The 25,311-nt window shown below is 75.9% G+C and carries 23 protein-coding genes and 3 tRNA genes; 8 read left to right on the top strand and 18 right to left on the bottom strand.

Annotation, left to right across the window (positions count from 1 at the left end):
• Positions 1-142 precede the first annotated feature (142 nt).
• Genes O7633_RS28015 through O7633_RS28000 form a run of 4 tightly spaced genes read right to left on the bottom strand, consistent with a single transcriptional unit; the run spans position 143 to position 3,869 of the window.
• Positions 143-895, bottom strand: coding sequence for a putative protein N(5)-glutamine methyltransferase (locus tag O7633_RS28015; protein ID WP_282324535.1), 753 nt, complete (start codon positions 893-895; stop codon positions 143-145).
• A gap of 55 nt (positions 896-950) precedes the next feature.
• Positions 951-2,108, bottom strand: coding sequence for a cystathionine gamma-lyase (locus tag O7633_RS28010; protein ID WP_282324534.1), 1,158 nt, complete (start codon positions 2,106-2,108; stop codon positions 951-953).
• Positions 2,109-2,118: 10 nt separating this feature from the next.
• Complete coding sequence (locus tag O7633_RS28005; RefSeq protein ID WP_074474037.1) at positions 2,119-3,126, bottom strand: NAD(P)H-dependent glycerol-3-phosphate dehydrogenase; 1,008 nt, start codon at positions 3,124-3,126, stop codon at positions 2,119-2,121.
• Positions 3,123-3,869, bottom strand: coding sequence for a lysophospholipid acyltransferase family protein (locus O7633_RS28000; RefSeq protein ID WP_282324533.1), 747 nt, complete (start codon positions 3,867-3,869; stop codon positions 3,123-3,125). The genes O7633_RS28005 and O7633_RS28000 overlap by 4 nt, the downstream gene beginning before the upstream one ends.
• Positions 3,870-3,992: 123 nt before the next feature.
• Here O7633_RS28000 and cofC point away from each other — a divergent pair, with 123 nt between their 5' ends.
• From cofC to O7633_RS27980, 4 genes are all read left to right on the top strand, one after another.
• The gene (gene cofC / locus O7633_RS27995; protein ID WP_282324532.1) at positions 3,993-4,628 is read left to right on the top strand and encodes a 2-phospho-L-lactate guanylyltransferase; all 636 of its coding nucleotides are present in this window, start codon (positions 3,993-3,995) and stop codon (positions 4,626-4,628) included.
• Between the two features lie 31 nt (positions 4,629-4,659).
• The gene (locus tag O7633_RS27990) at positions 4,660-4,857 is read left to right on the top strand and encodes a cold-shock protein (protein ID WP_074473787.1); all 198 of its coding nucleotides are present in this window, start codon (positions 4,660-4,662) and stop codon (positions 4,855-4,857) included.
• Between the two features lie 410 nt (positions 4,858-5,267).
• Entirely contained in the window at positions 5,268-7,418 is a 2,151-nt protein-coding gene (locus tag O7633_RS27985; RefSeq protein ID WP_282328665.1) for an RNA degradosome polyphosphate kinase, read from the top strand.
• Positions 7,419-7,433: 15 nt separating this feature from the next.
• Positions 7,434-8,312 carry an NUDIX hydrolase gene (locus tag O7633_RS27980; RefSeq protein ID WP_282324531.1) on the top strand — a complete coding sequence of 293 codons (879 nt, stop codon included), beginning with the start codon at positions 7,434-7,436 and terminating at the stop codon, positions 8,310-8,312.
• A gap of 80 nt (positions 8,313-8,392) precedes the next feature.
• On the opposite strand, the gene O7633_RS27975 is transcribed toward O7633_RS27980, so the two are convergent.
• The 4 genes from O7633_RS27975 to leuC all read right to left on the bottom strand — a co-directional run bounded on the left by O7633_RS27975 (position 8,393) and on the right by leuC (position 13,501).
• Complete coding sequence (locus O7633_RS27975; protein WP_282324530.1) at positions 8,393-10,411, bottom strand: endonuclease/exonuclease/phosphatase family protein; 2,019 nt, start codon at positions 10,409-10,411, stop codon at positions 8,393-8,395.
• A 151-nt stretch (positions 10,412-10,562) separates the two neighbouring features.
• Entirely contained in the window at positions 10,563-11,282 is a 720-nt protein-coding gene (locus O7633_RS27970) for an HU family DNA-binding protein (protein ID WP_178063769.1), read from the bottom strand.
• Between the two features lie 172 nt (positions 11,283-11,454).
• A complete protein-coding gene (gene leuD, locus O7633_RS27965) occupies positions 11,455-12,042 on the bottom strand; it encodes a 3-isopropylmalate dehydratase small subunit (protein ID WP_282324529.1) in 588 nt (195 codons plus the stop codon).
• A 16-nt stretch (positions 12,043-12,058) separates the two neighbouring features.
• Positions 12,059-13,501: a 3-isopropylmalate dehydratase large subunit gene (gene leuC, locus O7633_RS27960; protein WP_178063768.1), complete on the bottom strand. Its 1,443-nt coding sequence runs from the start codon at positions 13,499-13,501 to the stop codon at positions 12,059-12,061.
• Positions 13,502-13,550: 49 nt separating this feature from the next.
• Between leuC and O7633_RS27955 the strand changes: the two genes are divergently transcribed.
• Complete coding sequence (locus O7633_RS27955; protein WP_013284529.1) at positions 13,551-14,237, top strand: IclR family transcriptional regulator; 687 nt, start codon at positions 13,551-13,553, stop codon at positions 14,235-14,237.
• 104 nt (positions 14,238-14,341) lie between these two features.
• On the opposite strand, the gene O7633_RS27950 is transcribed toward O7633_RS27955, so the two are convergent.
• The 4 genes from O7633_RS27950 to O7633_RS27935 all read right to left on the bottom strand — a co-directional run bounded on the left by O7633_RS27950 (position 14,342) and on the right by O7633_RS27935 (position 15,818).
• Positions 14,342-14,414 (bottom strand) — tRNA-Glu (locus tag O7633_RS27950).
• Positions 14,415-14,609: 195 nt separating this feature from the next.
• Positions 14,610-14,682 (bottom strand) — tRNA-Glu (locus O7633_RS27945).
• 135 nt (positions 14,683-14,817) lie between these two features.
• Positions 14,818-14,889, bottom strand: a tRNA-Gln gene (locus O7633_RS27940).
• 125 nt (positions 14,890-15,014) lie between these two features.
• Positions 15,015-15,818, bottom strand: coding sequence for a fumarylacetoacetate hydrolase family protein (locus tag O7633_RS27935; protein WP_278132854.1), 804 nt, complete (start codon positions 15,816-15,818; stop codon positions 15,015-15,017).
• A gap of 167 nt (positions 15,819-15,985) precedes the next feature.
• On the opposite strand from O7633_RS27935, the gene O7633_RS27930 reads away from it, so the two are divergent.
• The 3 genes from O7633_RS27930 (at position 15,986) to O7633_RS27920 (ending at position 19,168) form a co-directional block, all read left to right on the top strand.
• Positions 15,986-17,455, top strand: coding sequence for a hypothetical protein (locus O7633_RS27930; protein ID WP_282324528.1), 1,470 nt, complete (start codon positions 15,986-15,988; stop codon positions 17,453-17,455).
• Positions 17,456-17,492: 37 nt separating this feature from the next.
• Positions 17,493-18,365, top strand: a complete 873-nt coding sequence (locus tag O7633_RS27925; RefSeq protein WP_282324527.1) for a 3-methyladenine DNA glycosylase — start codon at positions 17,493-17,495, stop codon at positions 18,363-18,365.
• An 86-nt stretch (positions 18,366-18,451) separates the two neighbouring features.
• Positions 18,452-19,168 (top strand): hypothetical protein, encoded by a 717-nt coding sequence (locus O7633_RS27920; protein WP_178063765.1) that lies wholly within the window; start codon positions 18,452-18,454, stop codon positions 19,166-19,168.
• Between the two features lie 195 nt (positions 19,169-19,363).
• On the opposite strand, the gene O7633_RS27915 is transcribed toward O7633_RS27920, so the two are convergent.
• The 6 genes from O7633_RS27915 to O7633_RS27890 form a co-directional block, all read right to left on the bottom strand.
• Complete coding sequence (locus O7633_RS27915) at positions 19,364-20,521, bottom strand: cellulose binding domain-containing protein (protein ID WP_282324526.1); 1,158 nt, start codon at positions 20,519-20,521, stop codon at positions 19,364-19,366.
• 136 nt (positions 20,522-20,657) lie between these two features.
• Positions 20,658-21,083, bottom strand: a complete 426-nt coding sequence (gene arfB, locus O7633_RS27910) for an alternative ribosome rescue aminoacyl-tRNA hydrolase ArfB (RefSeq protein ID WP_282324524.1) — start codon at positions 21,081-21,083, stop codon at positions 20,658-20,660.
• 67 nt (positions 21,084-21,150) lie between these two features.
• On the bottom strand, positions 21,151-22,014 hold the full coding sequence (locus O7633_RS27905; protein WP_278132850.1) for a trypsin-like peptidase domain-containing protein: 864 nt from the start codon (positions 22,012-22,014) through the stop codon (positions 21,151-21,153).
• 70 nt (positions 22,015-22,084) lie between these two features.
• Positions 22,085-23,044, bottom strand: coding sequence for a VWA domain-containing protein (locus O7633_RS27900; protein WP_282324523.1), 960 nt, complete (start codon positions 23,042-23,044; stop codon positions 22,085-22,087).
• Positions 23,041-24,057 carry a DUF58 domain-containing protein gene (locus tag O7633_RS27895; RefSeq protein ID WP_282328664.1) on the bottom strand — a complete coding sequence of 339 codons (1,017 nt, stop codon included), beginning with the start codon at positions 24,055-24,057 and terminating at the stop codon, positions 23,041-23,043. The genes O7633_RS27900 and O7633_RS27895 overlap by 4 nt, the downstream gene beginning before the upstream one ends.
• Positions 24,058-24,158: 101 nt before the next feature.
• Positions 24,159-25,208: a MoxR family ATPase gene (locus tag O7633_RS27890; protein WP_074473774.1), complete on the bottom strand. Its 1,050-nt coding sequence runs from the start codon at positions 25,206-25,208 to the stop codon at positions 24,159-24,161.
• Positions 25,209-25,311 lie beyond the last annotated feature (103 nt).

Here is a 25,311-nt window from a genome sequence, read left to right as displayed (position 1 = left end):
CCCGTCCCGGCTGGCCCGCGCGGCCCCGTCGTGGTCCACCCGCCGTCCGGTCCGCACCGCCGGCCGGCGGGTGGACCACCACCTCGTTCCGGCCCGCCGGCACCCCGGCCGAGCCGGAGCACCGGGGCGCGGTCCGCCGCCGTCAGCCGGGCCGGCGGGCGGTCACCGCGGTCGCGTCCAGTTCCTCGTCGTACGCCACGGACGGCGTCAGCCCGAGGTCGGCCAGCGCGGCGCACAGCGCCTCGACCTGCCCGACGCCAGCCTCCACGGCCAGGTGCCCGCCCGGCGCCAGCCAGTGCACCGCCCCCCGCGCCACCCGGCGCAGCACGGCCAGCCCGTCCGACCCGCCGTCGAGCGCCACCGACGCCTCGTGCAACCGCGCCTCGGGCGGCATGAGCGCCACCGCCTCCGTCGGCACGTACGGGGCGTTGGCCACGATCAGGTCGAGCCGGCCGCGCCATTCGGTCGGCACCGGCTCGTACAGGTCGCCCTGGTAGACGGGCACGCCGAGGTGGGCGAGGTTGCGCCGGGCGCACGCCACGGCGGCCGGGTCGAGGTCGGCGGCGGCCAGCCAGCGGGGACGCAGCCGCCCGGCGAGCACCAGCGCGGCGGCACCGGACCCGCAGCACAGGTCCAGCACGGCCGCGCCGGGCCCGGTGACCGCCGTGGCGGCCGACACCAGCAACGCGGTACGCGCCCGCGGCACGAACACGCCCGGGTCGACGCCGACCCGCAGGCCGCAGAACTCGGCCCAGCCGAGCAGGTGCTCCAGCGGCAGGCCGGCGACCCGCCGCTCGACCAGGTCGGCGAGCCGCTCGGGAGTGTCGGCGGCGGCGGCGAGCAGCTCGGCCTCCTCCTCGGCGAAGACGCAGCCGGCCGCGCGCAACCGCGACACGAGCGCGTCCGTGGTGGACTGAGCGTGAGAAGGGGACCCTTCTCTACCGTATGCGTTAACAGGGGGCCCTTCCTTCCAGGGCGGCGGTGACGTCGGCGACCAGGTCGGCGGTGTCCTCCACGCCGCAGGAGAGCCGGACGAACCCGGGCGGGGTGTCGTCGCCCCACTGCGCCCGCCGGTCGGCGGTGGTGTGCAGCCCGCCGAAGGAGGTCGCGGCGGCCACCAGCCGGGACGCCGTGAGGAACCGGGCCACCCGCTCGGCGTCGCCGAGGTCGAACGACACCACCCCGGGCATCCGGCGCAGCTGGGCCGAGGCCAGCGCGTACGCCGGGTCGCCCGGCAGCCCCGGCCAGCGCACGCCGGTGACGTCGGGACGGCCGGCGAGCAGCCGGGCCAGCGCCGCCGCGTTGGCGCTCTGCCGGGCCAGCCGCAGGTCCAGGGTGGCCAGCGAGCGGTGCGCCAGCCACGCGTCGAACGCCCCCGGCACCGCCCCGGTCATGGTGCGCCAGGCGGTGACCGGGTCGAGCAGCCCGGCGGAGCGGGTCGCCACATAGCCGAGCAGCAGGTCGGAGTGGCCGGTGAGGGCCTTCGTGCCGGAGGCGACGACCACGTCGGCGCCGAGGTCCAGCGGGCGCTGGCCGAGCGGGGTGGCCGTCGTGTTGTCCACCGCCACGAGGGCCCCGGCGGCGTGCGCGGCGGCGGCCAGGGCCGGCACGTCGGCGACGTCCAGGCCGGGGTTCGCCGGCGACTCCAGCAGCACCAGCCGCACCCCCGCGAACGACGGGTACGGCCCGGCGGTCGGCGCGAACAGCACCCGCACGCCGATCCCGGCGAGGGTGTCGGTGGCGAACGCCCGCACCGGGAAGTAGCCGTCGGCGGGGAGCACCACCGTGTCGCCGGGGCGCAGCACGGCCAGCAGCAGGCCGGTGATCGCCGCCTGCCCGCTGGCGAAGACGCGCACGTCGCCGCCCTCCAGCTCGCCGATGGCCGCCTCCAGCAGCCGGCGGGTCGGGTTGTCGGGCCGGCCGTACCCGTTCGGGGTCGCCGCCGGGCCCTGCCGGGGGTCGAGGTGGTAGGGCGCGGCGAAGACCGGGCCGGGCAGGAACGGCTGCCCCGGAGCGGGCTCGGGCAGCCCGGCCCGCACGCACCGGGTGCCGTCGCCGTCGACGCGTTCGCCGTCGGTGGGTTCGCCGTCGGTGCCGGGGGTCGTCACGCGGGCCGCCTCACTCGTACGACTCGGGCTTGGCGGTGCGGCTCATCAGCGCGTCGACGGCGAGCCGGGGGTCCATCCCCTCGTGGCAGATCCGCTCGATCTGCTCGGTGATGGGCATCTCCACCCCGTGCGCGCGGGCCAGGTCCCGGATCGCCAGGCAGCTCTTCACGCCCTCGGCGGTCTGCCGGGTGGCCGCCTGCGCCTGCTCCAGGTTCTCGCCCCGGCCGAGGTGCTCGCCGAAGGTGCGGTTGCGGGCCAGCGGCGACGAGCAGGACGCCACGAGGTCGCCCATCCCGGCCAGGCCGGCGAAGGTGATCGGGTCCGCGCCGAGGGCCACCCCGAGGCGGGCGGTCTCGGCGAGCCCCCGGGTCATCAGCATCGCCCGGGTGTTGTCGCCGAAGCCCATCGCGGTGGCTATGCCGTACGCGAGGGCGATCACGTTCTTCACCGCGCCGCCCAGCTCGCAGCCGATCACGTCGTCGTTGGTGTACGGCCGGAAGTAGGGCGTGCGGATCGACGCCTGGACGAGCTGGGCACGGCGGTCGTCGGTGCCGGCGACCACGGTGGCGGCGGGCTGCTCGGCGGCAATCTCGGGGGCGAGGTTGGGGCCGGAGACGACGACCACCCGGTCCGGGGTGACCCGGGCGGTCTCCACGATCACCTCGCTCATCCGCTTGGTGGTGCCCAGCTCGATGCCCTTCATCAGGGACACCAGGGTCGCGTCCGGGTGCAGGTCGCCGACCCACTCGGCGAGGTTGCCGCGCAGCGTCTGCGACGGCACCGCGAGCACCACGATCTCCGCGCCCCGGATCGCCTCGGCGGCGCTGCCGGTGCCGGTGACCCGGTCGGGCAGCCGCAGGTCGGGAAGGTATTCCGGGTTGTGCCGGCGCAGCCGGATCGCCTCGGCCACCGGCTGCCGTCGGGCCCAGATCGTCACGTCCCGGCCGGCGTCGGCGAGGATCTTGGCGAAGGCGGTCCCCCACGACCCGGCCCCCAGCACCGCCACGTGGCCGGTCACGCCGCGTCCTCCCGGCCCCGCGTCGGGCGGGCGGCCCCGGCGGCCCGCGCCGGTCGTTCCCACAGCGGCGGCGGCGTCCCGCCCCGGATCTCGGCGAGCTGGTCGCGCAGGCGCAGCATGATGGTGTCGGTCATCTCTTCCAGGGTGGCCTTGGTGGGCGTGGAGCCGGCCCACCGGCTCAGGTCGACGGGCGGCCCGGCGACGACGGTCACCGGGATGCGGGGCCGCAGGCCCAGCCGGTTGTTCCGGGGGTCGAAGAGCCGCTCCGGCCCCCACATGGCGACCGGGATCACCGGCGCGCCGGTGGCCAGCGCGAGCCGGGCGGCCCCCGTCTTGCCCTTCATCGGCCACAGGTCGGGTTCCCGGGTGGTGGTGCCCTCCGGGTAGATCACCACGGCGCCGTCCTCGTGCAGGGCGGCGACGAGGGCGTCCAGGGACTTGACGGCGTCGACCGTGCCGCGCTCGACGGGGATCTGGAGGCAGCGGTGCAGGATCCAGCCCACCACGGGCACCCGGAAGACGCTGGCCTTGCCCAGGTACCTCGGCCAGCGCCCGGCGTCGTAGATGAAGTGCGCGGAGACCAGCGGGTCGGCGTGCGAGAGGTGGTTGGGGACGATGATGACGCCGCCGTCGTGGCGCAGGTGCTCCATGCCGCGCCAGGTGCGCCGGGTCCAGACCGTCATGACGGGCTTGACCAGCACCACGGCGAATCGTTGCCAGAACCCCAGCCTGCGCCGCGTCACCCTGCCTCCTCGTAGCCCCGACCCCACGCCGCACCCGCCCGTGCCGCCCGCAGCGAAATCATGCCTGCTCGCCCCCGGTACGGCCAGTGAGGGTACCGCCGGGCCGACTGGCAGGATTGTGCCGTGCGGCAGCGGACCTGGACTGTGGTGGTGCCGGTGAAGCGCCTCGGCGTGGCGAAGAGCCGGCTGCGGGGGGCGCTGCCGGCCGTACCCCACGAGGAGCTGGCGCTGGCCCTGGCGGCCGACACGGTCGCCGCCGTGCGGGCGTGCCCGGCGGTCGCCGGGGTGGTGGTCGTCACCCGCGACGCCCGCGTGGCGGCGGCCGTCCGCGCGGCGGGCGTGCGGGTCGTGCCGGACGCGCCGGACGCCGGCCTGAACGCGGCCTTCCGGCTCGGCGCGGCGGTCGCGGCCGGCGGCGGGTGGGTGGCCGGGCTCACGGCGGACCTGCCGGCGCTGCGCCCGGCCGAGCTGACCGCCGCGCTACGCGCGATCGCCGCCGGCCCGCCGGGGGTACGCCGCTTCGTCGCCGACGCCCCGGGGAGCGGCACGGTGCTGCTCGCCGCGCCGGCCGGCGTGCCGCTGGACCCCCGGTTCGGGGTCGGCTCGGCCGCGGCGCACGAGGCGGGCGGGGCGCTGCCGCTGGCCGGCGACTGGCCCACCCTGCGCCGGGACGTCGACACCGCGGCCGACCTGGCCGCCGCCGCCCGGCTCGGGCTCGGGCCGCGCACCGCCGCCCTCACCGCCGCCCGCGCGGGCTGAGCCACCGCCGGCCCCGGTGTACGGTGCTGGCATGCAGGGCACCGTGGCCACCTACGACGCGGCGACGCGCAGCGGCGTGCTGTTGCTCGACGACGGCACCGAGCTGGCGTTCCCGGCACGCGCCTTCGACGCCTCCGGCCTGCGGCTGCTGCGGCTGGGCCAGCGGGTGCGGGTCGAGACCGACGCCGCCGGGGCGATCGTCCGGGTGACGTTGCCGACGATGCCGTGAGCTCCCCGCCCAAGTTCATTTTGCGTTAACCCGTTCCGGGACATTATGACTGGGTGAGCACCCCTCGCGAGCACCCCACCGGCCCGGCCGCCGACCACCGCCCCGCCGCCGACCGACCCGAGCCCGGCCCCGACGGACCCGAGCCCGCCGTCGCCGACCGACCCGAGCCCGGCGATCCGGCGCGTCGGCGCGACGGGTCCCGCCGGCGCGGCACCGACGGCCGGTTCCGTCCGCGCGACGCTCCCGAGGCCGCCGGCTCGGCCGGGGCCTCCGCGACCGCCGAGCCGGGCCGTCCCGGTCGGCCGGCATCCGCCGGGGCCGCCGGGCCGAACGGGAGCGAACCCCCGACGGCCGGGGCCGCCCCGGGGCCCGCCGACCCGACGACGGCCCCGCCCGACCCGACGACGGCCTTGCCCGGCCGGGCCTCGGCGTCGACCGGGCTGGAGGAGGTGCTCGACGCCGGCCCCCTCCCCGACGACGAGCCCGCGTCGCCGAAGCCGCTGCCCGAGGACCGGTTCCTCAACCGGGAGCTGTCCTGGCTCGACTTCAACGCCCGGGTGCTCGCCCTGGCCGAGGACCCGCGCACGCCGCTGCTGGAGCGGGCCAAGTTCCTGGCGATCTTCGCCAGCAACCTCGACGAGTTCTACATGGTCCGGGTGGCCGGCCTGAAGCGCCGCCAGTCCGCCGGGCTGCCGGTGCGCGGCGGGGACCGGCTGCCGCTGCGTACCCAGCTGGAGCGGATCGGCGAGCGGACCGCCGAGCTGGTCGGCCGGCACGCCTCCTGCTTCGTCGACGACGTGCTGCCGAAGCTCGCCGCCGAGGACATCCGCATCCTGCGCTGGACGGACCTGGACGCCCCCGAGCGGGAGCGGCTGCGCACCTACTTCCGGGAACACATCTTTCCCGTGCTCACGCCGCTCGCGGTCGACCCGGCGCACCCGTTCCCGTACATCTCCGGGCGGTCGCTGAACCTGGCCGTGGCGGTCCGCGACCCCGACGGCGGCTCGGAGCTGTTCGCCCGCGTCAAGGTGCCGAACAACGTGCCGCGCTTCGTCCGGGTCGACCGGGAGTCCCCCGGGGTGCGGGTGCTCCCGGTCGAGGAGCTGATCTCGGTGCACCTGGGGCAGCTCTTCTCCGGCATGCAGGTCGTCGAGTGCCACCTGTTCCGGGTCACCCGCAACGCCGAGGTGGAGGTCGACGAGGACCGTGACGAGGACCTCCTGCAGGCCCTGGAGCGGGAGCTGGCCCGCCGCCGGTTCGGCCCGCCCGTGCGGCTGGAGGTCGCCGCCTCGATCTCCGACCACATGCTGGAGCTGCTCGTCCGCGAGCTGGACATGGACAGCCACGACGTGCTGCGCGTACGCGGGCTGCTCGACCTGTCGGCGCTGTGGCAGCTCTACGGCGACGCCGACCGCCCCGACCTGAAGGACCCGCCGTTCGTGCCGGCCACCCATCCCCGGCTCACCGAGGGCGAGGTGCCACGCAGCGTCTTCGCCACCCTGCGCGACGGCGACGTGCTGGTGCACCACCCGTACCACTCGTTCGCGACCAGCGTGCAGCGCTTCATCGAACAGGCCGCCGCCGACCCCGACGTGCTGGCCATCAAGCAGACCCTCTACCGCACCAGCGGGGACTCCCCCATCGTCGACGCGCTGGTCGACGCGGCGGCCGCCGGCAAGCAGGTGGTGGTGCTGGTGGAGCTGAAGGCCCGCTTCGACGAGGTGGCCAACATCGGCTGGGCGCGCACCCTGGAACGCGCGGGCTGCCACGTCGTCTACGGCCTGGTGGGCCTCAAGACGCACTGCAAGACCGCCCTGGTCGTCCGCCAGGAGGGCAACCAGATCCGCCGCTACTGCCACATCGGCACCGGCAACTACCACCCGAAGACCGCCCGGCTCTACGAGGACTTCGGCATGCTCACCGCCGACCCCGAGATCGGCGCGGACCTGACGGACCTGTTCAACGTGCTGACCGGCTACAGCCGGCAGACCGCGTACCGCCGGCTGCTGGTGGCGCCGCAGGGCATCCGGCGGGGGCTGATCGAGCGGATCGAGCGGGAGGTCAGCCACGTCCGGCTCGGCATGCCGGGCCTGGTCCAGTTCAAGGTCAACTCGCTGGTCGACGAGGAGGTCACCGACGCGCTCTACCGGGCGTCCCGGGCCGGGGTGCACGTGGACCTGCTGATCCGGGGCATGTGCACGCTGCGCCCGGGGGTGCCGGGGCTGTCGGAGAACATCCGGGTCCGCTCGATCCTCGGCCGGTTCCTGGAACACTCCCGGATCTTCCGGTTCGGCAACAACGGCTCGGCCGAGTTCTGGATGGGCTCGGCCGACCTGATGCACCGCAACCTGGACCGCCGCGTGGAGGCGTTGGTGCAGGTGAGCGACCCGGTGGCCCGCGCCGAGCTGGACCACGTGCTCACCGCCGCGTTCAGCCCCGACGTGGAGGCGTTCGAGCTGCACGGCGACGGCTCCTGGACCCGGAGCACCGGCACGGGGCAGGCCCCGCCGACCCACCTACAGGACCTGCTGCTGCGCCGCGTCGGCGGCACGGCCGGATGAGCCTAGGCTGAGCGGATGCCGGAGGGGGAACGCGTGATCCGGGCGGCGGGCGGGGTGGCCTGGCGTCAGGCCGACGGCGGCGTGCTGGTCTGCCTCGTGCACCGCCCCCGCTACGGCGACTGGTCGCTGCCGAAGGGCAAGCTGGAGCCGGGCGAGCACCCGCTGCTGGCCTCCGTGCGGGAGGTCGCCGAGGAGGCCGACGTGCGGGCGGTGCCGCAGGTGCGGCTGCCCACCGTGCGCTACCGCAGCGAGGGCCGGCCGAAGGTCGTCCACTACTGGTCGATGCGGGCCGTCGACACGGGGGGCTTCCAGCCCGACACCGAGGTCGACGACATCCGCTGGCTGCCCGTCGGGGAGGCCGCCCGGCTGGTCAGCTACCCGCACGACGCCGAGGTGCTGACCGCGTTCGCCGCCCTCCCGCCGGTCACCGCGACGGTGGCCCTGGTCCGGCACGCCCAGGCCGGCCGGCGCGGCACCTGGTCCGGTCCGGACTCCGCCCGGCCGCTCGACGAGACCGGTCGGGCCCAGGCGCACGCCCTCGCGCCCCTGGTGGCGCTGGTCCGCCCGACCCGGCTGCTGTCCGCCTCCGCCCGCCGGTGCGTGCAGACCCTCGACCCGGCGGCCGCCCTGCTCGACCTGCCGGTCGAGGTGACCGGCGACCTGGACGAGCCACGGCCCGGTCAGGACCCGCACGAGCGGGCGCTGGCCGCCGCCGCCTGCCTGGCCGAGCTGGCCGCCGCCGGGGGCACGGCCGGGGCGTGCAGCCAGGGCCGGGTGATGCCCGGCGCGTTGGAGCGCCTCGCCGGCCGCGCCGGCGACTTCACCACCGACAAGGGCGGCGGCTGGCTGCTCGCCTTCGCCGCCGACCGTCTCCTCGCCGCCGACCGCTGGTAAGGAAGGGCCCCTTCCTAACGCATCCGGTAGAGAGGGGTTCCCCTCTCACCGCCACGCCCGCAGCCGGGCTGGGGCGGGCGTCACGGCAGGGCCAGGGTCACCGCGACGGGGAGGTGGTCGCTGGCGGTGCTGCGGGGCGCCACCGGGCCGGCGGGCCGCACGCCCGCCGAGACCAGCACGTGGTCGATCTGCTCGCGCGGCTCGTCGGCCGGGCTCGTGGGCAGGGGCCGGGCCGCGGCCAGCGCGTCGACCAGCCCGACGCGGGTGAACTCCGCGTACCCCGGTGCGCCCGGCTCCGTGTTCAGGTCACCGGCGACCACGAGGGGCAGCCCGGCGGCGTACCGCAGGGCGAAGCCCGCCACGGCGCGGGCCTGCGCCACCGGCTCCCGCCCCGGCGGCGGTTGCAGGTGGGTGGCGACCACGGCGAGGCGTACGCCGCCGCCGACGTCGACGGTCACGCCGAGCGCCTGGGCGCCGGTGGGCGCGCCGGCCGGGGCCAGCCGCTCGCTGCGGGCCGCCGCCACGGGAAACCGGCTGAGGACCGCGTCGCCCCAGAGCGGATCGGCGGCGGGCGCGAAGACGTACGGCATGCGCAGCCGCGCCGCGAGCAGGGCGAGGGTGTCGTGGCCGCCGTTGAGCAGCCAGCCCCGGTCCACCTCGCCGAGCACCACCACGTCGGGGCGTTCGCGGGCGACCACCCGGGCCAGCCCGTCGGGGTCGAACCGTCCGTCCAGTCCGTACCCCATCCGGATGTTGTAGGCCACCACCCGGACCGCCGCCGGGGGCGTGCCGGGCCGCGACGGGACGGGGACGCCGGCCGGCAGTCCCGTCGCGGCGAGCACGACGAGGCCGCCGGCCGCGGCGATGCCCGGCACCCACCGCCTAGGCGGCGCGGACGTCGCCCCCCGGGGCCCGCCGAGGGCCACGGCGGCGACGAGGGCGGCCACCGCGACCGGCACGGCGGCGTTGGGGTAGCCGAGGTCGTAGGCGGCGTAGTAGCCGACGGCGGCGACGGCGAAGAGCAGCATGCCCAGCACCGCCGCGAGGCCGGGCCGGGAGGCCCGCCTCGGGTCCCTACCGGGTGACGGCGCGGCGGGGACCCCGACGGCGGGTGACGCGGCGGCGGAGGGCGGCGCGGCGGGTGCCCCGGCGGAGAGCCGCGCGGTGGCGGGTGGAGCGGCGGCAGCGGGCAGCCCGGCGGCAGCGGGTGGCGCGACGACGGTCGGTGCGCTGCCGGCGAGGGCGAGGCAGGCACCCGTGCCGGCGGCGGTCAGCACCACCGCCGGCCCCAGCAGCCCGGGGTCGCCGGTGGCGAACAGCACCGCGCCCGCCACCAGCGCCAGCGGGCCGGCCAGCCGCCAGCGCCCCCGGGGCGGCCGGGCCAGCGCGGCGAGCAGGAAGATGCCGACCGCCCAGGCCGGCAGGGTGGCGACGTCGCCGGGTTCCGGTGGCCAGGAGAGCCCGCCGCCGGGGCCACGCCAGTAGGAGGCGGCGGTCGCGGCCACCGCCGGGGAGAGCGCCACGAGGCCGGTCAGCAGCAACGCCGGGCCGGCGAGCAGCCACGCGCGGGCCCCGCCCGGTTCCGCCGGCCGCGCGGGACCCGCCGTGGCGGCCAGGAACACCGCCACGAGGGCCACGCTGCCGGCCCACCCGACCGGGCCACCCCGCCAGACCAGGTCGTACGTGCCGAGCACCGCGTGCCCGACCGCGCCGAGGGCGATGCCCAGCGCCAGCCCCGGCACCGGCCGGCCGATGGTGGCGGCGGTGCCGGCCAGCCAGAGCAGTCCGGCGAGCAGGCCGGCGGTGGCCAGCCAGAGCTGCGTACGACCGCCCGGCGCGGCGGTGAGGGCGAGCCGTGCGCCGCCCAGCGCGACGGCGGCGGCGAGCGTGACGGGCCGCGCCCCGAGCCGGCGGACCAGCGGCGGGAACGCGAGGGCGAGCACGAACCAGCCCAGCGCGAACGCGCCGAGCAGCTCGGCGGGGGTGGTGGCGGCCTGCCCGAAGATGGTGATGACCGACGGGAGGAAGACCCGCAGCACGTCGGTGAGCGCGACGACGCCGAGGGCGAGCGCGGCGGTGCTGAGGTGGCGGTAGCGCACGGGCTGCCTTTCGCCGACCGGTGAGGGGTTCGGCGATTCTCCGCGCGTGGCACGCCGTCGGTCAACGGTCGGAGAGCGACGCTGCCCCACCCAGGCACGCCGCGGGGCGCCCACCGTTCGGGTGGACGCCCCGCGGGACGGTGCCGGCCGGTCAGCGCTTGGTGGCCGCCTTCTTGGCCGGGGACTTCTTCGCCGGCGCCTTCTTGGCCGCCGTGCTCTTGGCCGTGGTGCTCTTGGTCGCCGCCGTGGTGGTCTTCTTCGCCGCGGTCGACTTGGTCGCCGCCGCCGACTTCTTCGCCGGGGCGGCCTTCTTCGTGGCGGTCTTGGCCGCCGTCGTCTTGGTCGCCTTCGCCGGGGCGGCCTTCTTCGTCGCGGCGGCCTTCGCGGTGGTGGCCTTCGCCCCCGCCGCCTTGGCCCCCGCCGCCTTGGCCGTGGTGGCCTTCGCCCCGGTGGCCTTGGCCCCGGCCGCCTTCGCGGTGGTGGCCTTGGCCGTGGTGGCCTTGGTCCCGGCCGCCTTGGCCGTGGTGGCCTTGGCGGTCGTGGCCTTGGTGGCGGCGGTGGCGGTCTTCTTCGCCGCCACCGTGGCCTTCGGCACCTTCCCGCTGGCCACCATCTCCTTGAAACCGGCGCCGGCCCGGAAGGTCGGGACGGATGTCTTCTTGACCTTCACCGCCTCGCCGGTACGCGGGTTGCGCGCTGTTCGCGCACCCCGGACGCGCTTCTCGAACGCTCCGAATCCGGTGATCGCCACCTTCTCGCCCTTGGTGACCGCCGCCTGGACCTCAGCGAGGACCGCGTCGAGCGCGGCCGTCGCCGTCTTCCGGTCCCCCAGGCGAACGGCGAGCGCCTCGATGAGCTCGGCCTTGTTCACTACTTCCTCCCGATTGTGCAACTGACTCGACGCGAGCCATTCTGCGCGCACGGTATGCCCTGTGCTGCCTGGACACAAACATTCGGTGGAAAAAAGCCCTTGTGTCGTAACGGATTCGCCCCCACCGGCGGGGCCGGTGGGGGCGGAAACCGATGCGGGATCGGGCGTACGGCTATGCCACGGAGGGCAGGAACGGGCTCCGGCCGCGCTCGTATGAGGTGATGTCGGCCTCGTGTCGAAGTGTGAGTCCAATGTCATCCAACCCCTCCATCAGCCGCCAACGGCTGAAGTCGTCGAGGGGGAAGGACCAGGTGGCGTCCCCGGCCCGGACCTCACGGGACGTCAGGTCGACGGTGACCGGGGTCGCCGGGTCGGACTCGACGAGGGCCCACAGCTCCTCGACGGCCCGCAATTCCAACTCGACCGGCAGCAGCCCCTCCTTGAGGGCATTGCCGCGGAAGATGTCACCGAAGCGGGGCGAGACCACCGCCTTGAACCCCCAGTCGCGCAGCGCCCACACGGCGTGCTCCCGGGACGACCCCGTGCCGAACTCCGGGCCCGCCACAAGAATCGACGCACCCGAATACGCGGCATCGTTCAACACGAATGAGGGATCCTCCCGCCACGCGTTGAAGAGCCCGTCGGCGAATCCCGTCCGGGTCACCCGCTTGAGGTACACGGCGGGGATGATCTGATCCGTGTCCACGTTGGAGCGGCGCAGCGGCACGGCGGTGCCGGTGTGCACGGTGAACTTGTCCATCTGTGCGGCTGCCCTTCTACAGGTCTGCGGGGGCGGCGAGCCGGCCGACCACGGCGGTGGCGGCGGCGACCGGCGGCGACACCAGGTGGGTGCGTCCGCCCCGGCCCTGGCGGCCCTCGAAGTTGCGGTTGGAGGTCGAGGCGGAACGCTCACCCGGGGCGAGCGTGTCCGGGTTCATGCCCAGGCACATCGAGCAGCCGGCGAACCGCCACTCGGCCCCGGCGTCGGTGAAGACCTTGTCCAGCCCCTCGGCCTCGGCGGCCTCCCGGACGGCGGCCGAGCCGGGCACCACGAGCATCCGTACGCCGTCGGCGACCGTGTGTCCGCGCAGCACGTCGGCGGCGGCGCGGAGGTCCTCCAGGCGGCCGTTGGTGCAGGAGCCGACGAAGACCACGTCGACGGAGAGGTCGCGCAGCGGGGTGCCGGGGGTGAGGTCCATGTACTCCAGCGCGCGGCGGGCGGCGGCCCGCTCGGACTCGCCGGCGAACGCCTCCGGGTCGGGGACGGCAGCGCCCAGCGGCGCGCCCTGGCCCGGGTTCGTGCCCCAGGTCACGAACGGCGTGATCCGGCTCGCGTCGAGGGTCACCTCGGCGTCGAACGTCGCGCCGTCGTCGGTGGGCAGGCTCCGCCAGTACTCCACCGCCGCGTCCCAGTCGGCCCCCTGGGGCGCGTTCGGCCGCCCCTTGAGGTACGCGAACGTGGTCTCGTCCGGCGCGATCATGCCGGCCTTGGCACCCCACTCGATCGACATGTTGGCGACGGTCATCCGCCCCTCCATGGAGAGCGCGCGGATCGCCTCGCCCCGGTACTCCACGATGTGACCCCGCCCACCGCCGGTGCCGACCTGGGCGATGAGGGCGAGCACCAGGTCCTTGGCGGTGACGCCGGGGCCGAGCTGGCCGGTGACGTTCACGGCCATCGTCTTCGGGCGGGCCTGCGGCAGGGTCTGGGTGGCCAGCACGTGCTCGACCTCGCTGGTGCCGATGCCGAACGCGAGCGCGCCGAAGGCGCCGTGGGTGGCGGTGTGGGAATCGCCACAGACGATCGTCATGCCGGGCTGGGTGACGCCGAGCTGCGGGCCGATGACGTGCACGATGCCCTGGTTGGCGTCGCCGAGCGGGTGCAGCCGCACGCCGAACTCGGCGCAGTTGCGGCGCAGCGTCTCGATCTGGGTGCGGGAGGTGGGGTCCGCGATCGTGAGCAGGTCGCCGCGCCGCTGCGAGAACGCCGGGTCGGCGTACCCCGTGGGGGTGTTGTGGTCCTCGGTCGCGAGCGTGAGGTCGGTGCGGCGCACGGGGCGGCCGGCGAGCCGCAGGCCGTCGAAGGCCTGCGGGCTGGTGACCTCGTGCAGCAGGTGCAGGTCGATGTAGAGCAGGTCCGGTTCACCGTCGGCGGACCGGACGACGTGCGCGTCCCAGACCTTCTCGGCCAGGGTCCTCGGTCGAGTGTCTCCCACCATCTGGACATCCTAAATTCTGGGAGGTAAATTTCGGCTTGTGGGACACAGTATGAGCGGTGTCGGCGTTCTCGACAAGGCGGTGGTCATCCTGGCCGCCTGTGTCGACGGCGCCAGCCTGGCCGAACTCGTTGAACGCACCAAGCTGCCCCGGGCCACCGCGCACCGGCTGGCACAGGCGCTGGAGATCCACCGGATGCTGGTCCGGGACACCCAGGGCCGCTGGCGCCCCGGGCCCCGGCTCGGTGAGCTCGCCAACGCCGCGCCGGACGTGCTGCTGACGGCGGCGGAGCCGCTGCTGGCCGCGCTGCGCGACGCCACCGGGGAGAGCGCCCAGCTCTACCTGCGCCGCGCGGACGAGCGGATCTGCGTGGCCGCCGCCGAGCGGGCCAGCGGGCTGCGGGACACCGTCCCGGTGGGCTCGGTGCTGCCGATGACCGCCGGTTCGGCGGCGCAGATCCTGCTGGCCTGGGAGCCGCCGGAGGCGGTGATGCCGCTGCTGCCCCGGTCGAAGTTCACCGGGCGCACCCTCGCCGAGGTGCGCCGGCGCGGCTGGGCGCAGAGCGTCGCCGAGCGGGAGGCGGGTGTGGCGAGCGTCTCGGCCCCGATCCGGGACCGCACGGGCCGGGTGATCGCCGCGATCAGCATCTCCGGCCCCATCGAGCGCCTCGGCCGCCGCCCCGGCGAACGTCACGCCATGGCCGTCGTCCGAGCCGGCCAACGCCTGAGCGGCCTCTGACCCCGACCCCCACCCCTGTTCCGCCCCTCCCGTGCCGGTGGGCGGGACGGGGGTGGGACGGGGAAAGGCCCGGCTCACCGGGGTGAGACGGGCCTTCCTGGGTGTAGCCCCGACGGGATTCGAACCCGCGCTACCGCCTTGAGAGGGCGGCGTCCTGGGCCGCTAGACGACGGGGCCAGAACTTTCCTGCTTCACCGCCCTGCCGGACGGTGCCGCTGTAGTCTAGCGACGGGTCCCCGGGCCGCGCGCGCAGGGGTGGACGGAACGCGAAGGCGGCGCCGACGGGAAGACCATGCCGAGAGGACCGCCGCGGGCGGGCCCGGGACGCAAATCAGCCCGCCTCACCGCAGTGAGACGGGCTGGATACACCTGTAGCCCCGACGGGATTCGAACCCGCGCTACCGCCTTGAGAGGGCGGCGTCCTGGGCCGCTAGACGACGGGGCCAGAACCTGCCTTGCTCCACCGCCCTGCCGGGCGGTGCCACTGAACACTACCGGTCGATCGCCCCTGCCTGCTCGCGCGGGCCGGAACGCTCTCCGATGTGATCCAGCGACCGGTCACTCTCGCGAACGCCGGTTGCTGGGGTACCAGGACTCGAACCTAGACTAACTGAACCAGAATCAGTCGGGCTGCCAATTACCCCATACCCCATTGGCACCTCGCGGTGCCGTTCGGTGCCTTGCGGCACCGGAGAGAAACTTTACCCTCCCGCCCCCCACAGGCCAAATCGGGGGCCCGAAACCGCATCTGGCCTGCGGCTTCGGGCTTCCGACGGCTCAGGTCACCGGGACGACCGGGTTGCTCAGCTCCCCGATCCCCTCGATACGCACGGTGACCGTATCCCCCTCCGTGAGCGGGCTAACCCCGGCCGGCGTGCCGGTGAGGACCACGTCGCCGGGGAGCAGCGTCATCACGTGCGAGACGTACGACACCAGCGCCGGCACGTCGAAGACCATGTCCCGGGTGCGGCCGAGCTGGCGTACCTCCATCTCCTCCGGGTTGCGGCCGACCTCGCAGCGGACCTCCAGGTCGGTCACGTCGAGCCCCGTGGTGATCCACGGGCCGATGGGGCAGAACGAGTCGAAGCCCTTGGCCCGGGTCCACTGCCCGTCGGAACGCTGGAGGTCCCGCGCGGTGACGTCGTTGGCGCAGGTGTAGCCGAAGATGGCCCGCTCGGCGGCGGCCCGGTCGGCCCGGCGGGCGCCCGGCGCGCCGATCACCACGGCCAGCTCGGCCTCGTGCTCGACCTGCTTGGAGAAGATCGGCAGCCGGATGGCGTCCCGGGGCCCGATCACGGAGGTGGACGGCTTGAGGAACAGCAGCGGCTCCTTGGGCACGTCGTTGCCCAGCTCGGCGGCGTGCTCGGCGTAGTTGCGGCCGACGCAGACCACCTTGCTGGGCAGGATCGGGGAGAGCAGCCGGACGTCGGAGAGCGCCCACCGGGCGCCGCTGAACTGGATCTGGCCGAACGGGTGACCCTCGATCTCGGCGACGGTCAGGCCCTCGGGGCCCGCCCCCGGTTCGCCCTCGACGACCCCGAACGACATTCCCTTGGCATGAGCGAAACGAGCGATACGCACCGGGCCAATCTAGCCCGCCCGGCCGGGGCGGCACCGGCGCGTCGGCCACGGGCCGGCGCGCGGCGGGCCAGCGTACGCCGGATGCCGCCGCCGCGGGCCGGGTTCGCCGCTTCGTACCCGCACGGCGGGGAGCCGCACCTAGCGTCGGCTACCGGAGGTTCGTTCGTATGCCTGCATCGAGACGACACCACAGGGCCCTCGCAGTGTTCGTGCACTGCCTCGGCATTCTCGCCGCCGTTCCGGCGCTGCCCACGGTGGCCCCGGAGCCCGCCGCGCCGGAGGCCACCGCACCCCGGGCCGCCGCGCCACCGGCCACCGCACCCCGGGCCACCGCCGCGCCACCGGGGGTGCTCCGGGCGGCGGCGGCCACGCTGACGCCGACGCCGACGCCGACGGGCACCGCGGCGACGCCCGCGGCCCCCGCGCCGCCGCCGCTGGTCTCCCCGTCCGTGGTCGTGCCGACGCGGGGCGCGGCGTCGGCCGTGACGGTGCTGGTCACGCCGGCCGGCACGCCGGCCCCGGGCTACCAGGTCCAGGTGCGCAACGCCAGCAGCATGGCCGTGGCCACCACGGTGCGCCAGGAGCTGCCGCCCGGCACGTCGGCCACCTGGGTCACGCCCGGTGGGCGGACCAGCCGCTCGGCCACCACCACGGAGGTGACCTGGCAGCTACGGCTCCCGGCGCGCAGCACCACCACCCTGCACACGGCGCTCACCACCGCCGCGCCGGGCCGCGCCCTGTCCGCGCCCGCCTGCGCCTTCGCGGCCGGCGGCGACCGGCCGTACGACTGCGCGACCGCGACCTGGGACCGCTCCCCGGTCCCGGCGGCCCAGGCCACCGACGCGCCGGCCTGGCGACGGCCCGCGGCGCTGCTCGCCGCGCTGGCCGGGGTGCTCCTGCTCACGGCCGCCGGGCTCTGGTGGTGGCAGCGACGCCGCCGGGCCCGGGCCACGGCCGGGCGCACCGGATCCGGCGGCGCGGGGAACCGGCCCGCCGGTGCGGGGACCGTCTACGCCGGCACCGGCGCAGGGTCCCCCGGCACGGCCCCGACGGCGGCACCCGGCCAGGGCGGGCCGTCCCGTCCGGTCACGCCGGTCGCCGTGGGCCGCCGCCGCAGGCCCCCGGTGTGGCTGGTGGTGGGGGCGGCCGTCGCGGTCCTGGCCGGCGTGGCGCTCGCCGCGACGGTGACGGCCACGCAGCGGGTGGCCGCGATCGACACGACCAAGCAGCCGAGCAGCGGCGCGTGGGTGGGCACCAGCACCACCGGCGTGGTCGGCGTGCCGCTGCGGGAGCAGGCGCTGGAGTTCACCGTCTACCGGGTCGCCTGCCCGTCGACGCCGTCGATCGCCGGGCGGCAGTGCCAGGCCACGGTCGGGGTGCGCAACCTCACCCCCGAGCAGCAGACCTGGCACGGCGAGATGCAGCGGGCGTACCTGCCGGGTGGCACCTGGGTCAGCGTCGACGAGGCCGCCACCCGGCTGGCCAACCAGGGGCGGGACGTCTTCGGCCAGCCCCTCGCCGCGGGCAGCCGGCTGGTGCTGCCGCTGGTGTTCACCGTCGACGACGCCGACCGGCCCGAGCAGCTGGAGCTGCGCAGCGGGGTGTTCTCCGCCGGGGTCCGGGTCGACGTTCCCTGAGGCCGGGTCGGTCGGGCGGCGGTCGTACGCTGGTCGGGTGACCGCCGCCCTCGCCCCCGCCGCGCCGCTCGACCTGGCCGACTGGCAGGCGCGGCGCCGGGCTCACGAGGAGCGGGTCGACGGGTGGCTGGCCCCGCACCTGGCCCGCCGCCGCGCCGGGCGCAAGCACCCGGTGGAGGACTTCCTCTTCACCTACTACTCGCACCGCCCCGCCCAGCTGCGCCGCTGGCACCCGGGCGCGGGGGCGGTGCTGCGGGGCGCGGACCCGGCCGAGTTCGGCCGGGACTACCGCGCCACCGCCGCCGGGCTCACCCTCGACACCGATGTGGTACGCGCCCGACGGGCCGAGTCGGTCGACTGGATCCGTGCCCTGCTCACGGCGACGGCGGGCCGCCCGGCGCACCTGGGCTGCTTCGGGATGCACGAGTGGGCGATGGTCTACCGGCAGACCCAGGAGGAGGTACGCCACAACGCGTGGCCGCTGCGGCTCAGCCCGGAGCGCACCGCCGAGGTCGTGCAGGAGCGGGGCGTGCGGTGCAGCCACTTCGACGCGTACCGGTTCTTCACCGCGCCGGCCCGGCCGCTGAACGTGCTCACCCCGACCCGGGAGCGCCAGCACGAGTTGGAGCAGCCGGGCTGTCTGCACGCCAACATGGATCTCTACAAGTGGGCCTACAAGCTGTCGCCGCTGGTGCCCAGCGAGCTGGTCGCCGACGCGTTCGCGCTGGCCCGCGAGATCCGCACGCTGGACATGCGGGCCAGCCCCTACGATCTGGCCGCGCTCGGCTACCCGCCGGTGCGGGTGGAGACGCCGGAGGGCCGGGCCGAGTACGCCGCCGCCCAGCGGGGCTTCGCCGAGCGCGCCGCCGGCCTGCGGGCCCGCCTGCTCGCCGCGCTGGGCATCGCCTGACCCTCCCCTTTTCGCACCTTTCATCACCTTTCGCGCTTTCCGTTCGTTGGCTTCCTGTACCCGCGGGACGAGGAAACGGGAGCACCATGACCAGACGATCACTCGCCGGGCGAGCGCGGGGCCTGATCCGACGCACCGCGCCCGGCATCCCCCGCTCCCGCCGCGAGGCGCAGACGTCGCTGGAGGCGCTGGCCACCCTGCGCGGGCAGGGCTGGCACCGGTCGGTGGGGGCGGCGCCCGTCGACGGCGAGGGCCGGCCGCTGCCCTGGCTCAGCTACTCCGCCGTGCGGTGGCTGGACGACGTGCTGCACCCCGGGGTGCGGGTGTTCGAGTACGGCTCGGGATCGTCGACGTCCTGGTTCGCCCGGCCCGGCCGGGTCGGCGAGATCGTCTCCGTCGAGCACGACGCCGCCTGGTTCGCCCAGCTCCCCCAGCCGGCCAACGGGGAGATCCGGCACGTGCCCTGCGCCGACGGCTGGTGGGACGGCTCGGCGGACTCCCCCTACGTGACGGCGGTCGCCGACGGGGCCCCCTGGGACGTGGTGGTGATCGACGGCGCCTCGCGCACCGTCTGCGCCCGGGTCGCGCCGAAGCACCTCGCCCCGTCCGGCCTGGTGGTCCTCGACGACACGGACCTGGCGACGACCGACCCGGCGGCAGCGGAGCTGGCCGCGCACGGCCTCGGCCGGCTCGACCTCTGGGGCTTCAAGCCCGGCATCCAGCGGATGACCTGCACCTCGGTCTTCGGCTGGGACTTCAACCACTGGCTGCTGCCGGGGCGGGCCCACGGGCACGCCCGCTGACGGCGACGCCGCGCGCCGGCCTCCACCGACCGACCCGCCGCCTCACCAGACACAACCCGCCCCCTTTGCTCTGCACCCACGGGCGCAGCGGCCACCGAGGGTCACTGTTGCGTATCAGGGTGCAGAGCAAAGGGACGGAAACGGGGGGTGGCGAGGGCAGGCCGGTCGGCCCGAAGCGCGCGGCGCGGCCGGGGATCAGGACGCGGCGCAGCTCGTCTGCGGCACCGGGTTGCTGGCACCGGCGCTGCCGAGGAACCCGAAGGCCGCCTCGGCACCGGGCGCGAGGGCCCCGTTCCAGCTGACGTTCCGCGCGGTCACCGCGGTTCCGCTCTGCGTCACGTCGGCGTTCCACGCCTGGTCGATCCGCTGGCCGTCGGCGAAGCCGAACCGGACCGTCCAGCCCTTCAGCGCCGCGGTGCCCGTGTTGCGTACGGTCACCTCGCCCTGGAAGCCGCCCTGCCACTGCCCGACGATCCGGTAGCTGGCCGTGCACCCGCCACCCGGGTTCGAGGTCGGGGTGACCGGCGGCGACAGCGTCGGCGTGACGGTCGGGGTGGGCGTCGGCGTGACCGACGGGGTCGCGCTGGGGGTGGCCGTCGGGGTGGCCGTGGGCGTGGCCGTCGGGGTGCCGCCGGTCAGCGCGGCGACCAACGCCGGATACCAGCGGTCCGACATCTTCTGGTCGCCGGCGGCGTTCGGGTGCACCCCGTCGTAGGTGTCGGCGGCGGTGCTGAAGCCCGTCCACTGGTCGACGACCACGATCGGCGACTGCGCGGTGGTCTTGCCCGCCGCCCAGCCGTCGATCGCGCTGTTGAGCGCCACCACCCGCTGCCCGCACTCGGCGCAGCTCGCGGGGGCCATCGGGATGATCTTCGCGACGATCACCCGCATCGCCGGGTTGCTGGCCCGCATCTGGTCGACCAGCTTGGAGTACGCGGCCAGGATGGTCGCCGGGGGGATGTTGCTCCACACGTCGTTGGTGCCGAAGTGCATGAGCACGACGTCGGGGTCGGTGGCGGAGAGCCAGCCGGGCAGCAGGTTCTGGTTGGCGACGTTCGTCACCAGGTATCCGCCGTGGCCCTCGTTGTCGCCGTCGTACGGCTGGCCGCAGCCCTGCGGGCCGAGGGTGCCGACGAAGTCGACGTCGGTGTGGCCGGTCGACTGGAGGCGGTTCCAGAGCAGGGAACGCCAGCAGCCGGGCGAGCCGGTGATCGAGTCACCCAGCGGCATGACGCGCACCGGGTCGGCGGCGGCCGGCAGGGCGGGCGGCGCGGCGACGAGCCCGAGCAGCAACGTCAGCGGCACGGCCGCGAGGGCGGCGAGGAGGGCGGCGAGGAAGGGCTTTCGGGGCATGGTGGAGGGACTCCTGTCACGTGACGTCGTGCGCGGTCGGTGACGGCCCTGTTGCTCCCGGAGCCATTCCAGCAGACCCCGACGCGGCGGGCAACGCGCGGAGGTGGCAGTCGCGCCGGCGCAGGGCGCGACGCGGTCAGTCGCCGTCGACGCGGCGGTCGCGCTTGCGCTGCGCCTGGCGCTTCTTGTCGGCGAGGCGGCGTTCCTTCGCCCCCCGCGACGGGCGGGTCGGGCGGCGCGGCGGGGGCGGCGGGGCGACCGCCTCGCGCAGCAGGGCCGCCATCCGCTCCCGGGCGGCCTCCCGGTTGGCGAGCTGGGCCCGGTGCTCGCTGGCGGCGATGGTGAGCACCCCGTCGACGAGCCGGCCGGCCAGGCGGTCCAGGGCCCGGGCGCGCAGCGGCTCGGGCAGGCTCGGCGAGCCGGCGACGTCGAAGCTCAGCTCCACCCGCGAGTCGGTGGTGTTGACGCCCTGCCCGCCCGGGCCCGACGAGCGGGAGAAGCGTTCCCGCAGCTCGGCGGCCGGCACCACCAGCCGGTCGGTCACCCGCAGTCCGTCTTCCACGTCAGCAGGCTAGCGCCCGCCCGGGCGTGGCGGGTGGCCGTGGGGCCCGGCGGCGGCCCGCCCGGGGTCAGCCGCCCTTCCCGATGATCGCGTCGGCGCTCTGCTGCACCTGCTCGATCGGGATGGCGAAGCCGATGCCGATCGAGCCGCTGCCGTCGATGGTGGCGATGGCGGTGTTCACGCCGACCACCTCGCCCCGGGCGTTGACCAGCGGGCCGCCGGAGTTGCCCGGGTTGATGGACGCGTCGGTCTGCACGGCGCGGTGCCGGGTCGCGCCGAGGCGCACCTGACGGTCGAGGGCGCTGACGATGCCCGCGGTCACGGTCCCGGCCAGCCCGAGCGGGGAGCCGACCGCGAGCACCGGCTCGCCGACCCGGGTGGCCCCCGGCTTGGCCAGCGGCAGCGGGGCCAGGCCGGCGTCCGGCGGCACCCGCAGCACGGCCAGGTCGCTGCCCGGCTCCCGACCGACGACCTCGGCGGCGAACCGCCGGCCGTCCGGCAGCTCCACCGTCACCGCCCCGCCGCCGCCCTTGGCGAGGATGTGGTCGTTGGTGATCAGGTGCTGCTGGTCGTCGATGGCGAAGCCGGACCCCGTCGCCGAGCTTCCGGCGGCCCCGCCGACCAGCACCGACACCACCCCCGGCACGGTGCGCTCGGCGGCGGTCACCAGCTCCGCCGGCACGGGCGCGGCCGACGCCGCCTCCGGGCCCGGCACGTCGCCCGGGTCGGCGACCCACGCGCCCGCCGCCGCGCCGGACAGGGTGGACAGCGCCACCACCCCGGCGGCGGCCAGCAGCCGGCCCTGCCAGGTCCGACGCCGGTCGGCCCCGCCCCCACCGGGTACGTCCCGCCGGCCACGCCCGTCGGGGTCGAGCTCGGGCGAGACGAACCACGGCCCGCGCGGCTCGCCCAGTCCGGTCTGTACTGCCATCCGCTGCTCCTCACGTCGACGTCTGTCGGGGAGTCCGGCCGGACCGGGCCGGCCGGTGGGGCCGCCGGGTTCAGGGCAGCCGGGAGAACCACCGCATCGATCCCGCCGCGGCCCCCATGGCCAGCACCAGTCCCAGCCCGATGAACCGGGCGGAGACGTCCTGCCGCTGGGTGCGGTAGCCGACGGAGGTGCCGATGTCGTCGTACACCGCCCGCAGCTCCTCGCGGGTGGTCGCCTCGTGGAAGCCGCCGCCGGTGGAGTCGGCGACCGCCTTGAGGGTCTGCCCGTCCACCGGCACCTGGATGGGCCGCCCGCCCCGGTCGACGAACCCGGACGGGGTGCCGAACGAGATGGTGTGCACCGGCACCTTCGCGTCGACGGCCTCGGCGGCGGCCTCCATCGGGTCCATGCCGGAGGTGTTCGCGCCGTCGGAGAGCAGGATGATCCGGGCCGGCGGCAGGTCCTGCGCGGCCTGGCTGTCCAGCGCCCGCACCGCGCCGAGGGACGTGTTGATCGCCTCCCCGATGGCGGTGCCCTGCACGCCCGTGCTGCCCTCGGCGAGGCGTTCGATGCCGTCGTGCAGGGCCTGGCGGTCCGTGCCGGGCGGCACCAGCACGGCGGCGCTGCCGGCGAACGCGACCAGCCCGACGTTGAACTCCTCGGGCAGGCCGTCGACGAAGCGCCGGGCCGCGTCCTTGGCGGCGCTGAGCCGGTCCGGCTCCACGTCGGAGGCGAGCATCGAGGTGGACACGTCGACCGCCACCATGACGGTGGCCCGTTCCCGGGGCACCCGCACCTCGGCGCTGGGCCGGGCGAAGCCCACCACCAGCAGCGCCAGCATGGCCAGGAACAGGCCCGCCGGCACGTGCCGCCGCCAGGCCGGGCGGTGCGGGGCCACCCGGTCGAGCAGCCGCAGGTTGGTGAAGCGGACCGCGTACCGGTTGTGGCGGCGCTGGGCGAGCAGGTAGCCGACGGCGAGCGCGGCGACCCCGAGCAGCAGCCAGAGCCGCAGGGGCGACTCCCAGCTCACGCGGCACCTCCCGACAGCGCTCCGGAGCGGGCCGTTCGGCCGGTGCCGCTGGCCGCCGGGGCCAGGGCGAGCCGGCGCTGGGCGTGCACGTGCCGGACGATGTCGGCGCACCAGTCGCGGTCGGTGCGCAGCGGCAGGTGGGCTGCCCCGCACCGGCGCAGCACCTGGCGGACCTGGTCGCGCTGGGCGCGGGCCGCCTCGGCGTACCGCTCCCGCAGCCGGCGGTCGCCGGTGCAGACCTCCCGCCGGCGGCCGGTCTCCGGGTCGACCAGGGTGATCAGGCCGACGTCCGGCAGTTCCAGCTCGCGCGGGTCGGTCACCTCCACGGCGAGCACCTGGTGCCGGACGGCGAGCCGGCGCAGCGCCACCTCCCAGGGCGGCGGGTCCGCCGGGTCGTCCGGCAGCCCGTCGAGGAGGTCGGAGACCACCACGACCAGGCCGCGCCGGGTGGCGGCCCGGCCCACGGCGGCCAGCCCGTCGGCGAGGCCGGGCGCGGCGGGCGGGCCGGCGGCCGGGTCGGTCCCGGCGGCGCGCGGCGCGGCCAGCAGGGCCCGCAGCAGACCGAGCAGGTGGGTACGCCCGCCCCGGGCGGGGAACCGGCGCAGCCCGTGCGCGCCGAGCAGCTGCGCGCCGAGCCGGTTGCCGGAGCCCGCCGTGAGGAAGCCGACCGCCGCCACGGCGGCCACCGCCAGCTCGCGCTTGTCCAGCTCGGCGGTGCCGAACTCCATGCTGGGGCTGGCGTCGACCAGCAGCCAGGTGGTCAGCTCCCGGTCGGCGTCGACCTCGCGGACGTGCGGGACGGTGGTCCGGGCGGTGACCGCCCAGTCCATCCGGCGCACCTCGTCCTCGCCGGGCCGGTACTCGCGGCTGCCGGCGATCTCGCTGCCGGGGCCGGGCAGCAGGCCCCGGTGCTCGCCGTGCAGCAGCCCGTCGAGGCGGCGGGTGACGGTCAGCTCCAGCCGGCGCAGCCGCCGGTCCGGCGCGAGGTCGGCGAGGGTCGGGTCCGGCGGCACCGCCCCGGCTCCCCCGGCGGCCCGCGTTCCCCCGGCGGCCCGTGCTCCCCCGGCGGCCCGGTTCACCGGGGCGGTGCCGGCGGGCGGGCCGGCGAAGCCCCTCACGCCGCCGCCAGGTCGGTGGCGTATCCGGTGTGCTGGGCGGCGACCCGGGGCGGGGGCACGGCCTGGATCAGCCGGTGCACCACCGCCTCGGCGGAGACCCCGTCGGCGACCGCGTCGAAGGAGAGCACCAGCCGGTGGGCCAGGACGTCCACCGCCAGTTCCCGGACGTCCTCGGGCAGCACGTGGTCGCGGCCCCGCAGCAGGGCCTGGGCGCGGGCGGCGGCGACCAGGCCGAGGGTGGCCCGGGGGCTCGCCCCGTACGCCAGCAGCGGCGCGATCTCGGGCAGCCCGAACCGGCCCGGGTCCCGGGTGGCCAGGATCAGCCGCACGACGTACTCGGCGACGGCGTGGTGCACGAAGACGTCGCCGGCCCGCCGCTGGAGCGCGCGCAGCCGGTCGGGGTCGAGGACCCGGCGCGGGGTGGGCCGGTCGGTGCTCATCCGGTAGAGGATGGCCAGCTCGTCGGCGTCCCCGGGGTAGTCGACGACGATCTTCATGAGGAACCGGTCCCGCTGCGCCTCGGGGAGCTGGTAGACCCCCTCCGACTCGATCGGATTCTGGGTGGCCAGCACCAGGAACGGCACGGGGACCGGCCAGGCGCGCCCGCCGATGGAGACCTGCCGTTCGGCCATCGCCTCCAGCAGGGCGGACTGCACCTTCGCCGGGGCCCGGTTGATCTCGTCGGCGAGCACGAGGTTGGCCATGATCGGGCCGAGCTCGACGTCGAAGCTCTCCTTCGACGCCCGGTAGATGCGGGTGCCGACGATGTCGGAGGGGACCAGGTCCGGGGTGAACTGGATCCGGGAGAACGTCCCGCCGACCACTGTCGCGAGGGTCTGCGCGGCGAGGGTCTTCGCCACGCCGGGTACCCCCTCCAGGAGGCAGTGGCCGCCGGCGACGAGGGCGGTGAGCAGTCGCTCGACGAGCCGATCCTGCCCGACGATCACGCGTTTGACCTCGAAGAGGGTCTGTTCCAGCTCGACGCCGCTCGGATCGGGATCGACCGCGGTGGGCAGGCTGGCCAGGGTGTCCGAGATGTCCGTCACGGTGCTTGCTTCCCGGGCCGGCACCCGGGCAAACGTCGGAATTCGAGCACCTTACCGGTCCGAACCGGGACGAGCACCCTCAACCGCGACCGAAGGCCGCAGG

This window comes from Micromonospora sp. WMMD712 (genome assembly GCF_029581295.1).
In the GTDB taxonomy this organism is placed as follows: domain Bacteria; phylum Actinomycetota; class Actinomycetes; order Mycobacteriales; family Micromonosporaceae; genus Micromonospora; species Micromonospora carbonacea.
This window is presented reverse-complemented; position numbering and strand designations above follow the sequence as displayed.